Origin of the sequence: Microbacterium sp., assembly GCF_031180975.1 — a bacterium.
Taxonomy (GTDB): Bacteria; Actinomycetota; Actinomycetes; order Actinomycetales; family Microbacteriaceae; genus Microbacterium.
In genome coordinates this window covers 637,923-650,550 of the sequence record NZ_JAPSLI010000001.1, presented here as the reverse complement: position 1 = coordinate 650,550, position 12,628 = coordinate 637,923, and the positions used below count along the sequence as shown (strand labels likewise).

The 12,628-nt window shown below is 71.0% G+C and carries 9 protein-coding genes; 5 read left to right on the top strand and 4 right to left on the bottom strand.

The window, feature by feature from the left end:
• Window positions 1–89: 89 nt before the first annotated feature.
• Both RIF65_RS03015 and RIF65_RS03010 read right to left on the bottom strand, forming a co-directional pair.
• Entirely contained in the window at window positions 90–1,010 is a 921-nt protein-coding gene (locus tag RIF65_RS03015; RefSeq protein WP_309066672.1) for a pirin family protein, read from the bottom strand.
• The gene (locus RIF65_RS03010) at window positions 1,007–1,300 is read right to left on the bottom strand and encodes a GNAT family N-acetyltransferase (RefSeq protein WP_309066671.1); all 294 of its coding nucleotides are present in this window, start codon (window positions 1,298–1,300) and stop codon (window positions 1,007–1,009) included. Before RIF65_RS03010 ends, RIF65_RS03015 begins: the two co-directional genes overlap by 4 nt.
• Before the next feature lie 101 nt (window positions 1,301–1,401).
• On the opposite strand from RIF65_RS03010, the gene recQ reads away from it, so the two are divergent.
• From recQ to RIF65_RS02995, 3 genes are all read left to right on the top strand, one after another.
• Window positions 1,402–3,507, top strand: coding sequence for a DNA helicase RecQ (gene recQ, locus RIF65_RS03005; RefSeq protein WP_375142109.1), 2,106 nt, complete (start codon window positions 1,402–1,404; stop codon window positions 3,505–3,507).
• 218 nt (window positions 3,508–3,725) lie between these two features.
• On the top strand, window positions 3,726–4,562 hold the full coding sequence (locus RIF65_RS03000; RefSeq protein ID WP_309066670.1) for an SGNH/GDSL hydrolase family protein: 837 nt from the start codon (window positions 3,726–3,728) through the stop codon (window positions 4,560–4,562).
• 98 nt (window positions 4,563–4,660) lie between these two features.
• Complete coding sequence (locus tag RIF65_RS02995; protein WP_309066669.1) at window positions 4,661–6,091, top strand: MFS transporter; 1,431 nt, start codon at window positions 4,661–4,663, stop codon at window positions 6,089–6,091.
• A gap of 365 nt (window positions 6,092–6,456) precedes the next feature.
• On the opposite strand, the gene RIF65_RS02990 is transcribed toward RIF65_RS02995, so the two are convergent.
• Together RIF65_RS02990 and RIF65_RS02985 are read right to left on the bottom strand one after the other, a co-directional pair.
• Window positions 6,457–7,938: an amino acid permease gene (locus tag RIF65_RS02990; RefSeq protein WP_309066668.1), complete on the bottom strand. Its 1,482-nt coding sequence runs from the start codon at window positions 7,936–7,938 to the stop codon at window positions 6,457–6,459.
• 149 nt (window positions 7,939–8,087) lie between these two features.
• Window positions 8,088–9,362 (bottom strand): TetR/AcrR family transcriptional regulator, encoded by a 1,275-nt coding sequence (locus RIF65_RS02985; RefSeq protein WP_309066667.1) that lies wholly within the window; start codon window positions 9,360–9,362, stop codon window positions 8,088–8,090.
• Between the two features lie 133 nt (window positions 9,363–9,495).
• On the opposite strand from RIF65_RS02985, the gene RIF65_RS02980 reads away from it, so the two are divergent.
• On the top strand, window positions 9,496–10,800 hold the full coding sequence (locus tag RIF65_RS02980) for an MFS transporter (protein ID WP_309066666.1): 1,305 nt from the start codon (window positions 9,496–9,498) through the stop codon (window positions 10,798–10,800).
• Window positions 10,800–12,554 (top strand): glycoside hydrolase family 3 protein, encoded by a 1,755-nt coding sequence (locus RIF65_RS02975; RefSeq protein ID WP_309066665.1) that lies wholly within the window; start codon window positions 10,800–10,802, stop codon window positions 12,552–12,554. Before RIF65_RS02980 ends, RIF65_RS02975 begins: the two co-directional genes overlap by 1 nt.
• The last annotated feature ends 74 nt before the right edge of the window (window positions 12,555–12,628 follow it).

Genomic DNA, 12,628 nt, shown 5'->3' with positions numbered 1-12,628 from the left:
GTGGGAGCGTAACGCTGGTTCGGGGGCCCTCCCACCTGCGTTTGCATCCCATGAGAGCGGATGCCGGCCGCGGGGCGTCCGGCAGGCGCTCAGATCTTGCGGACGCGGGGGAGCAGGTGCACCGGGGGGATGGGCGGCGCCGGGATGCGCTCCGCACCGTGCCCCGGCACGTGCGGGAACCGGTCGTCGCCGGCCTCCCACGCCTCCCGGGCCTCCGCGATCTCGTCGTGCGAACGGCCCGCGAAGTTCCACCACATCACGAGGTCCTCGGTGAACGGCTCCCCGCCCAGCACGAACAGCAGGGCTCCGGCCGTGCTCGCCACCTCCACGGCATCCCGCCCGTCGCCCAGGTACAGCATGCCGTTCACGTCGAGCGCATGCTCGTCCACCCGCACGTCGCCGTCGACGAGCAGCACGGCGTGCTCCCACCCGGCATCCAGCGGCAGCGGCACACGCGACCCGGCCGGCAGCCGCACCTCCGCGCCGACGATCGGCGTGTACGCGCTCGCCGGGGACTCCGCGCCGGCGAACCGGCCGAGCACGACGATCGCCGTCGCGTCCTCGCCCTCGGTCGCCGCGAGACGCACCTCCGGCAGGGTGGTGTGCTGTTCGAACCCGTGGGCGCTGTGCCGCGCGCTGTCCGGCAGCGCCACCCACAGCTGCAGGGCGTCCAGCGGCACGGCATCCTCGCCGACGGAGTACTCCGAGTGCACGATGCCGTTCCCGGCGGTCATCAGGTTCAGCTGCCCGCGGCGCAGGTCGACATCGCTGCCGACGCTGTCGCGGTGCCGGATCTCACCGACCAGCGGCCAGGTGACGGTCTGCAGGCCGATGTGCGGGTGGGGTTCGACGCGCATCCGCACCTCGGACGGGCCGAACCGGTCCAGGAAGCACCACGCCCCGATCGTCGGCAGGTTGCGGTGCGGGAGGGTGCGCAGCACGTGCATGTTCCGCACCCCGCCGAGCGGGACCTCGCGCGGCTCGAGCAGGATGCGGCGCTGACCGATCATCGCTTCGGCCAGCGGATCTCGGCGCCCGGCACGTCGTGGGTCTTGAGGTACTTGGCGATGTACGGGCAGTAGGGGACGATGGTCTGACCGGAGGCCGCGGCGTCTGCGAGCGCCTCGGCGGCGAGAGTGCTCGCCAGGCCCCTGCCGCGGAACGCCGGGTCGACCTCGGTGTGCGTGAAGCGGATCTCGCCGGGGCGCCGTTCGAACTCGGCGAAGCCCGCGAGGGTGCCGTCGAGACGGATCTCGTAGCGCGACGCGTCGTCGGCGCGGGTGACGGTGGGTGCGGTCATGCTGCCTCCTCATGCGATTGCATCCAACCTAGCCGCGTTGCGGCGGGGCGGCGCCGTGCACGGCCGGATCCGATGTCGGCCACGGTCGTTAGGCTGGACGGATGCCGCAGACTTCGCGCGACCCGTACGAGGGATGGGCTCCAGCGCCCGGAGACGCGTACCCGGACGAACCGTGGGGCGAGCCGGAGGAGATGGACTGGGTACCGCCGGACGACGGCTACGAGCCGCCGCTGGACTGGGGGCCGGGTCCCGTCACGCCCGCGGGCGCGCCCACGGCATCCGCTCGGCCGGCATCCGCTCCGCCCACGGCGGCCCCGTCCCGCTACCCGACCGCGCTCGATGCCCTGCGCACCGTCTTCGGCTACGACGAGTTCCGCGGCGACCAGGCGGCGATCGTCGAGCAGGTGATCGGCGGCGGGGATGCCGTGGTGCTGATGCCGACCGGCGGCGGCAAGAGCGTCACGTATCAGGTGCCCGCCCTGGTGCGGCCGGGCACCGGGCTGGTGATCAGCCCGCTCATCGCCCTCATGCACGACCAGGTGGACGCGCTGCGGGCGAACGGCGTCCGCGCGGCGTATCTGAACTCCACGCAGTCGCCCGGCGAGCGCGCCGCGGTGGAGCGCGACTACCTGTCGGGCGAGCTCGACCTCATCTACGTCGCGCCGGAGCGGCTGTCGAATCGGCAGACCACCCAGCTGCTGCAGCGCGGAGTGCTCAGCGTCATCGCGATCGACGAGGCGCACTGCGTGTCGCAGTGGGGCCACGATTTCCGGCCAGACTACCTGGCGCTTGGCGACCTGGCCGAGCGGTTCCCGGGGGTGCCGCGCATGGCGCTCACCGCGACGGCGACCCGCGCCACCCACCGCGAGCTCACCGAGCGGCTGCAGTTGGACGGGGCGAAGCATTTCGTCGCCAGCTTCGACCGGCCGAACATCCAGTACCGCATCGTGCCGAAGGTCGACCCCCGGCGACAGCTGCTGGCGTTCATCCGGTCCGTGCCGGAGCTGCTGCCCTCCGCCGGCGCTGCGGCGCCGTCGGGCATCGTCTACGCCCTCAGCCGCAAGTCGGTCGAGCAGACCGCGCAGTACCTGGCGGGGCAGGGCATCGACGCCATGCCCTACCACGCCGGCCTGCCTGCCGACGTGCGCGCGTCGAATCAGGCGCGGTTCCTGCGCGAGGACGGCGTGGTGATGGTGGCCACGATCGCGTTCGGCATGGGCATCGACAAGCCGGATGTGCGCTTCGTCGCGCACGTCGACCTGCCGAAGTCCGTGGAGGGCTACTACCAGGAGACCGGCCGCGCCGGGCGCGACGGTGAGCCGTCGATCGCGTGGATGGCCTACGGACTCGGCGACGTGGTGCAGCAGCGCCGGATGATCGACCAGAGCCCCGGCGACCGCACGTTCAAGATGCGGATGGGCCAGCATCTCGACGCGATGCTGGCGCTGTGCGAGACCGTCGAGTGCCGCCGGCGGAACCTGCTGAACTACTTCGGGCAGAGCCTCACCCGATCCGGATCGCCGGGCGGGAGCGACGGAGCCGGGCCGGCCGAAGGATGCGGCAACTGCGATACGTGCCTGGAGTCGCCGGAGACGTTCGACGGGCTGATCCCGGCGCAGAAGCTGCTGTCGACGATCGTCCGGCTCAAGCGCGAGCGGAACCAGGCGTTCGGCGCCGGGCATCTCATCGACATCCTGCGCGGCTCGTCGACCGAGCGCATCCGCAAGATGGGCCACGAGCAGATCGCCACCTACGGCATCGGCGCCGACCTGTCGGAGCAGGACTGGCGGAGCGTCATCCGGCAGCTGCTGGCACGCGGCATCCTCGTCGCGCAGGGGGAGTACGGCACCCTCGCGCCCGGAGAGGCCGCCGCCGACGTGCTGCGCGGGGAGACCGCGGTGCCGTTGCGGCGCGACACGATCGGACGGGTCAGCGCAGGTCGGGCGCGCGGAGGCAGGCAGAGCCAGGCGTCGGCCGCCGTCGCCGACGGCGATCGCGGGTTGTTCGAGGCGCTGCGCGCGTGGCGGGCCGAGACAGCCAGGGAGCAGGGCGTCCCCGCGTACATCGTGTTCGGGGATGCCACACTGCGCGCCCTCGCCGAGCACCGTCCGACATCGGTGGCCGAGCTGGACGGGATCAGCGGCATCGGTGCCAAGAAGCGTGAGGCGTACGGCGAGGCCGTGATCGCGGTGATCGCCGCGGCCTGACCCCCCCCGGTCGGTCACGCCGTCCCTCTCCCGGTCGTTGAGCGAGCCCGCGCGCAGCGCGAGCGAAACGAAACGCGCCGCCCCCGACCCCCTCCCGCCACCCGCCGAGATCGCTCTGGCGCCGGCCCCGCCGCAGGTCTACCCTGAGCGCCAGGAGCGCGGGCACCCGTCGCCCCGGGGGACGCGGATCTGGGGAGATCACCATGAGAAGACGCTTCATGACCGTCATCGCCGCCATGCTCTTGGCCGGCACGGCGACGCTCGGCGCTGTTCCGGCCGCCGCGGAGACTCCGCCCGGCGCGCCCTATGTCGCACTCGGCGATTCGCAGGCCGCCGGCACCGGGAACCTGCCCTACGTCGATGACAGCTGCCTGCGCTCGAAGAAGGCGTACCCGCTGCTGCTGTCCGCCGCGTCGGGGATCCCGGTGGCGTCCAGCGCCTGCGCCGGGGCCTCGACACAGGACGTGCTCACCGGGCAGCTCGGCGATCTCGGGCCGGGGACGCAGCTCGTGACCGTCACGGTCGGCGCCAACGACTTCGACTGGCGCGCCATCTTCGCGGCGTGCAGCAGCGTGGGAAGCGACGCCGCGTGCGCCGCGGCGGTGAACGCCGCCCAGGCGACGGTCGCGGCACTCCCGCTGCGGATCGCCCAGATCATCGGCACCGTGCGCACTCTCGCGCCGAACGCGCAGATCATGGTCACCGGGTATCCGTTGATCTTCGGCACGGTCTCCGGCACCTGCAGCATCGGTGCGGTCCAGGGGGAGCAGGTGCGGTTCTCGGCCGCACAGGCCCTCGCCGTCAACAACGGTGTCACCGGGCTCAACATGGCCGTGCAGTTCGGGGTGGCGGCCTACGTGGGGCAGACCGGTGACCCCGGCGTCGAGTACGTCGACATCGCCGCCGGATTCGCCGGTCACGGGCTCTGCGACACCGGCGACCGCTGGATCAGCGGCCTCGTCTCGGGCGGTCCCGTCCAGCAGCGCGGATTCCATCCCAACGCGGCCGGCCAGCAGGCCTACGCCGACACCATCGCCGCGGCGCTGTCGCAGTGAGGCCGTCGTGGAACACGGAGGCGGCCGCCCGCCTCCGTGTTTCGTGATGTGACGTCCCGAGTCGGCAGATGTCATGACAGGCCGTACCGTGGTCGTCCATGAGCAACACCCAGACGGCTGCGCCCACTGTCATCCGCTCCGCCCGCGACGTGCACGCTCTGCTCGCCGAGCGCGGGTCGCAGGGCGCGCGGACCAAGGCGATCATCGTCCTCGCCCTGGGCGGCATCTTCATGGACGCCTACGACTTCTCGTCGCTGGCGTTCGGCATCACCGCCGTCAAGGAGGAGTTCGGTCTCGACCCGCTGATGACCGGGTTCGTGAACGCCGCCATCATGGTCGGCTCGGTCGTCGGCGCCATCTTCGGCGGCATGCTCGTCGACCGCTTCGGCCGCTACAAGCTCTTCATGGCCGACATGGCCTTCTTCGTCGTCGCGGCCATCGGCTGTGCGCTCGCACCCAACGAATGGGTGCTCATCTTCTTCCGCTTCCTGATGGGCGTCGGCGTCGGCCTCGACCTGCCGGTCGCCATGGCGTTCCTCGCCGAGTTCTCGCGCCTGCGCGGCTCGGGCAGCCGCTCGCAGCGGGTCAACGCCTGGTCGCCGGCCTGGTACATCGCCACCGGCTTCGGCTACCTGCTCGTGCTCGCCGTCTTCCTCGCGCTGCCGCTCGAGCAGCACGGCATCCTGTGGCGCATCGTGGTGGGCTTCGGCGCCGTCCCCGCCATCATCGTGCTGCTGGTCCGCCGCCGCTACATGGCGGAGTCGCCGCAGTGGCTCGCCGACCAGGGCGACCTGCGCGGAGCCGTCGACGTCATGCGCTCCCACCACGGCCTCGAGGTCGAGCTGGCGCCGGATGCTGAGACCTCGCGCACCACCAAGGAGCGCACCGGCCACTGGCGGCAGTACGCCGAGCTGTTCTCCAGCCGGTACCGCCTGCGCACCATCGCCGCGCTGTGCGTGTCGGTGTTCTCCACCTTCGGCTACAACGCAGTCGCCTACGGCACCCCGCTCATCATCGCCATGCTGTTCCAGCAGGGCCCGCTGGTGACCATCCTGTCCGCCCTGGTCATCAACCTCGGCTTCGGCGCGGTCGGCGGCATCCTCGGCGTCAGCCTGGTCAACCGCATCGGCGCCCGCAAGCTCACCATCATCGGCTTCGCGATCCAGGCGGCATCGCTGCTGACGCTCGCCATCGTCGGCATCCCGACCGGCGCGCTCGTGCTCATCTCGATCGCCATGCTGGCCGCGTTCGTGTTCGCCCAGGCCGGCGGCCCGGGCGCCAACCTGATGAGCTACGCCACGCTGTCGTACCCGACCCGCCTGCGCGGCGTCGGCGTCGGGTTCAACGAAGCGGTCAAGCGCGTCTTCTCGATCGCCTCGCTGGTGTTCTTCCCGGTGCTCGCGGCCGCGCTGTCCACCGGCGTGTTCTGGATCGTGGCTCTCGCGCCGCTCGCGGGCCTCGTCTCGCTGCTCATCGTCAAGTGGGACCCGACCGGGAAGGACGTCGACGCCGAGGACCACGCCGCCTGACGTTCACAACTCAGGAGAAACCGGCCGATATCCGCGGATATCGGCCGGTTTCGCGTCCACGGGCCGCAGCGTTCCTGAGTTGTGAACGCCGCGCCGCCGGCGCCGAGACGATCCAGCCGTCGGTGAACGTCGAGCCCATCACGTCCTCGAACGGCGCCGAGCGCGGCCGGCAGGGACTCCGGCATGTGCTGCATGGATGACTGCAGGTTCGGCGCGGTCTGCCAGGCGTCCAGCGGAGGGACGAACCCGTCCACGCCGGTCGTGGCGGACCGGAGCGTGGTGGCGCCGGCCGCGAGACGGACGCTCCGCGGACGAAGCGCCCGTCTCGTCGTTCATCACTTCCCTTCGACGGCGGATGTGAGCTACTACACGGGCGTGCTGACGGCGTCGGCGTCGACCCGGTCGGTGCGGCGCTTGGCCAGGTTCCGCCGCACGAGCGGCCAGAACAGCACCAGCACACCGGTCGCGATCAGGCTCGCCCACACCTGGGTCCGGCCGGACTCGGTGGTGAGCATGATGACGAAGATCGCCAGGATGCCGGCGACGAGCAGGATGTTCAGCCACGGGTGCAGCCACATCCGCAGCTTGAGCCCGGCGACCTCCTCCGGCGTCATCTTCTGGCGCAGCCGCATCTGGGTCAGCGCGATGAACACGTACACGAACAGGGCGACCAGGCCGGCCGAGTTCATGATGAAGTCGAAGATGCCAGAGCCGGGTGCGATGAAGTTCACCAGCGTCGCGAGCAGGCCGCCGACGGTGGATGCCAGCAGCGCGAGCACCGGCACGCCGTTGCGTGACCGCTTGGTGACGGCCTTCGGGGCGAAGCCCTTGTCGGCGAGCGCGGCGAACATGCGCGATGCCGAGTACAGGCCGGAGTTGAGCACCGAGATGACGGCCGTGAAGATGACCAGCTGCATGATGACCGCCGCGCCGGGGATGCCGAACAGCGACAGCACGTAGGTGAACGGTGCGTTGGCGACGTCGGTCGGCTCCGGCAACTCGTTCCAGGGCACGACCGTGACGATGATCAGCACGGACCCGACGAAGAACAGCAGGATCCGCCAGATGATGGTGCTCGTCGCTTGCCGGATGCCCTTGGCGGGGTCCTCGGACTCGGCGGCCGCCATGACCGCGATCTCGGTGCCGAAGTACGAGAAGATCACCAGTGCGACACCGGTGAGGGCGGTGCCGACGCCGTTCGGTGCGAACCCGCCGTGCTCCCACAGGTTCGGCACCGAGAACGTGGCGTTCGGCCACAGGCCCAGGGCGAACAGCGTGCCCGCGCCGAGGAACACGACGATCGCGAGCACCTTGACGCTGGCCAGCCAGAACTCGACCTCGCCGAAGGTGCGCACCGAGATGATGTTCGTGCCCACGAACACCGCCAGCAGGAAGAGCGACCAGCCCCAGGACGGGATGGCGGGGAACCAGGTGTGCATGGTCTCACCGCCGAGCACCGCCTCGTACGCGAGGACGCCGACCCAGAAGTACCAGTACAGCCAGCCGACCAGGTAGGCCGCCCAGTCGCCCAGACCGACCCGGGCGTACTCCATGAACGAGCCGATGGCGGGGCGCGATGCGGCCATCTCGCCCAGCATCCGCATGGCGAGGAAGACCAGCAGACCGCCGATCAGGTACGACAGCACGGCGGCGGGGCCGACCGCGCGGACCACGTTGCCGGAGCCGACGAACAGACTCGCGCCGATGATGCCGCCGAGCGTGATCATCGTCACGTGGCGGGGGCGGAGCTTCTTCGACTTCGCGTGGGTCACTCCGCCGAGACCGGCGGACGTCTCGGGTGAGACCGGGCGGTCCCAGCCGGATGCGGTCGGTTCCTGTGCGGCCATGCGGCCCTCCTTCTCTCCGTGCGCCCGATTTCGAGCCTTGAGAACGATACCCGGGCCGCGAGGCCTGGGCGATTCCGTCTCATGGACGGGTGCACGGAGGGGCCGGTCGCCTTGACGCGTGCGAGAACGCCAGCAACTCGCCCGACGGCTCACAAGGGATCGGGCAGCACGTCGTCCAGGTGCGCGCGCAGGTGGGCGGCGACGTCGACGGCATCCCGGTCGTAGAGCCAGCGGTACTGCAGTCCGTCCCACAGCGCCGTGAGCCAGATCGCCTCCTGCGCGGGGTCGCGATGCGAGGGCAGGTCGCCGTCGTCCCTGGCCGCCCGGAACAGGTCGGTGAGGTGGCCCACGGTGCGGCGGAAGCGCTTCTCGAAGTAGTCGTGGGCCGGATGCCGGGACGGCACGGCCTCGCATGACAGCACCGCGTACACCTCGATGAGTCCCGCCTCCCGCGCGGCGTTCTCGGCGGCGCCGACCGGCAGGTCGCGGAGTGCGTCGGCGGCGCGGGCGGGCGCGACACGGGACACCCGTTCGGAGATGCGCCTGTCGCGCTCGCGCAGCACGGCACGCAGCAGATCCTCCTTGGTGGGGTAGTGGTGCATCAGGGTGGACTTGGCGACGCCGACGCGCTCCGCCACCTCCCGCAGGCTGGTGTCGCCGTACCCCTCCCTGGCGAAAAGCGCCATCGCGTCCTCGACGATCCTGGTGCGGCGCTCGCGGCCCACCGCGTACCCGTCGGCGTCCTCGATCTCGCCGAGAGCGTCCAGCCGGGGGATCGCGGCGGGGACGTCGTGCGGAGCCGGATCCTCGGGATCCCGCCATCCCACCGGGAACGCCCACAGATCCTCCCGTGCCTCGAGGATCGACACCAGATCGACCTTCGCCGGCAGGTACCGCGTCAGCAGTTGCAGGCCGTCCCACCCGGCGGAGTGCCGGATCGCCTCCGCGACGGGGTCGCGGTCGTCGGCGACGATCCCGTGCTCGATCGCCGCGGCGATGTTGTCGGCGGCGAGCGCGTCCAGGCGGGCGTAGCGCTCCCGCATCCGTTGGTGCGCGGGGTGCGCAGGAGTGGACGCCTCGCCGGTGAGCGCGGCGAACAGGTCGAGATACCCGGGTATCGCGGCGTTGCGGCGGGCGAGCTCGGGGAACAGCAGGGCGCCCGGCTCCGCGGCATCCGCCTGCTCGGCGTAGAACCGCGTGTTCTCCTCCTCGAAGCGCTCGACGACCTCGGCGAGCAGCTCGTCCTTGGAGGAGAAGTGCCGCAGCAGTCCGGGGTGGCTGATGCCGGCCGCCGCGGCGATCTCCCGCAGCGACGTGGTGCGGTATCCGCGGGTGACGAAGGCCTCCTGCGCGGCGTCGAGGATGCGCGCGCGGGTCTGCTGCGCGCTGCGCTGCCGCGATCGCGCGGTGGCCGTCGGTGTCATTCGTCCTCCCGTCCATATCCTGCCCGATTACCAGGTGGTCGGCTTTCAGTTACCATTTGGTCGGGTTTGTTGTATTCTGGGGGAACCCGCGCGTGTCGCAGCGGACACGACCCGTCCTCCGAAAGGCTCTCCCATGACAGAGATGTCACCCGCCGCCCAGGCGGCAGTCATCGGCACCACCGGCTTCAAGGCCCCCGGCAGCACCCCCGAGCGCACGCCGCGCGGCTTCACTCTGGGGCTCGCCGGCGTGAACTTCGGGGTCTACCTCTCCCTGCTCACGCCGGTGCTGGTGTCCATGGCGTTCAAGATCCAGCACATCTCGCCCGACGCCGAGGCGGCGAAGGGGAACCTGGGCCTGGTACTCGGTGTCGGCGCCCTGTTCGCGCTGTTCGCCAACCCGCTCGCCGGTCGTCTCTCCGACCGCACCACCTCCCGCTGGGGCATGCGCCGTCCGTGGATCCTCGGCGGCGCGCTGGTGGGTCTGGGCGGCTTCGCCCTGATCGGCGTCGCGAGCTCGGTGTGGGTGGTCCTGCTGGCCTGGTGCCTGGTTCAGGTGGCGATGAACGCGGTCCTGTCGGCCGCCAACGCGACCCTCCCCGACCAGGTGCCGGTCGCCAGCCGCGGCCGGGTGTCCGGCGTGGTCGGCATCACCACCCCGCTCGGCATCCTCGCGGGCAGCTTCCTCATCAACTACCTGCCCGGCGACGTGGAGCGCTTCGTCGTGCCCGGTGCCATCGCCGCCGCGCTCGCCGTCATCTTCGTGATCCGCCTCAAGGACCGTCGCCTGACCGAGAAGCCGGCCGAACGCCTCACGATCGGGCAGTTCTTCGGGTCCTTCGTGTTCAACCCGGTCAAGCACCCCGACTTCGGCTGGACCTGGCTGACCAAGTTCTTCGTGATGTTCGGCTACACCGGTGTCGCGACCTTCCTGCCGTTCTACCTGGTCGAGCGCTTCGGCCTGGCCGAGCAGGACGCCATCGGGACGATCCTCCTCGCCAACATGGCGTCCATGGCCGCGATGATGGTGTCCTCGCCGCTCGGCGGCATCCTGTCCGACCGCATCGGCAAGCGCCGCCCGTTCGTGACCGCCGCCGGACTGGTCATGGTGGTCGGGCTCGCGCTGCTCGCGACCGCGCCCAGCATCGCGGTGCTCATCGTGGCGCAGGCGATCATCGGCTTCGGCGCCGGATCGTTCTTCTCCGTCGACCTGGCTCTCGCCACCGAGGTGCTGCCCGACCCCGACGACACCGCGAAGGACCTCGGCGTGCTGAACATCGCCAACGCGCTGCCGCAGTCGATCGCCCCGGCCGTCGCCCCGAGCATCATCGCCCTCGGTGCCGCCACCCCGCTCGGCGGGTACACCCTGTGGTACCTGTTCGGCGCGCTGGTCACGTGCGCCGGTGCCGTGCTCGTCTACCGGATCAAGGGAGTCAAGTGATGACGGATGCCGTGACCGACCGCCCCTGGCTCGACGCGAGCCTGCCCGTCGACGAGCGCGTGCAGCTGCTGCTGGACGCGATGACGATCGAGGAGAAGGCCGGGCTCTTCTTCCACACCATGATCACGATCGGCGGTCTCGACGAGCGCAACCCCGCGTTCGGGCTGCCCTCCGCCCGCGAGTACGTCGAGGGCAAGCGGATGACGCACTTCAACCTGCTCGGCGCCGCGCCCACCGCCCGGGAGATCGCGGTGTGGCACAACGAACTGCAACGGCTCGCGGCCTCCACCCGCCTCGGCATCCCGGTGACGCTGTCGACCGATCCGCGGCACTCGTTCAGCGACAACCCGGGCGCCTCGATCATGGCAGGCCCGTTCTCGCAGTGGCCGGAGACCCTCGGGCTCGCGGCGATCCGCGACGAGCAGCTGGTCGAGCGCTTCGGTGAGATCGCCCGTCAGGAGTACACCGCGGTGGGCCTGCGCGTCGCGCTGCACCCGCAGGTCGATCTCGCCACCGAGCCGCGCTGGGCCCGCCAGACCGCCACCTTCGGCGAGGATGCGGAGCTGGCGGGGCGCCTCGGCGCCGCGTACATCCGCGGTTTCCAGGGGTCGTCGTTCGGCCCCGGCTCGGTGTCGACCATGACGAAGCACTTCCCCGGCGGCGGACCGCAGAAGGACGGCGAAGACCCGCACTTCGCCTACGGCCGCGAGCAGGTCTATCCCGGCGGGCAGTTCGACCTGCACCTCAAGCCGTTCCAGGAGGCGATCGCGGCGGGTGCACGGCAGATGATGCCGTACTACGGGATGCCGGTGGGCACCGAGTACGAGGAGGTCGGCTTCGGCTTCAACAGATCCGTCATCACCGGCCTGCTCCGTGAGCGGTTCGGCTTCGACGGTCTGGTGTGCACCGACTGGGGTCTGATCACCGACGCCGAGATCCTCGGCGACCTCCACCCGGCTCGCGCGTGGGGCGTCGAGCACCTCAGCCCCAAGGAGCGGATGAAGAAGGTCCTCGACGCCGGCGCCGACCAGTTCGGCGGCGAGTCCTGCACCGACCTGCTGCTCGAGCTGGTCGCGGAGGGGGAGATCTCCGAGGAGCGCCTCGACGTGTCGGCGCGGCGGATCCTGCGCGAGAAGTTCGAGCTCGGCCTGTTCGAGAACCCCTTCGTCGACGAGGACGCCGCCGACTCGATCGTCGGGCGTGCGGACTTCCGGGCCGAGGGCGAGGCCGCGCAGCGCGCATCGATCACCGTCCTCACCAACGACGGCGTGCTCCCCGCGACCCCCGGGCGCCGGCTGTACGTCGAGGGCGTGGACGCCGAGACCGCGGCCGCGTACGGCGAGATCGTGGAGTCGCCGGAGGACGCCGACCTCGCGGTGATCCGCCTGCAGGCGCCGTACGAGCAGCGCGCCACGGCGTTCGAGAACTTCTTCCACGCCGGGTCGCTCGCCTTCGACGACGAGACGATCGCGCACGTGCGCGCCGTCGCCGCCGCCGTGCCCACCGTGGTCGACGTGCTCGTCGACCGCCCGGCGATCCTCACCGAGATCGTGGATGCCGCCGCCGCGGTCACCGTGAACTGGGGCGCCTCCGGCGCAGCGCTGCTCGACGTGCTCACCGGTGCCGCCGAGCCGAAGGGCCGGCTGCCGTTCGACCTGCCCCGGTCGATGGCCGCCGTGGAGGCCTCGCGACCCGACGTGCCGTTCGACACCGAGGACCCGCTGTTCCGGTTCGGGCACGGCCTCAGCCTCTGACCGACCGACCGCTCGAGGGGCCGGCCGTCCGCATCCGCGGGGCCGGCCCCTTCGGCATCCGCTCGACGACCGCG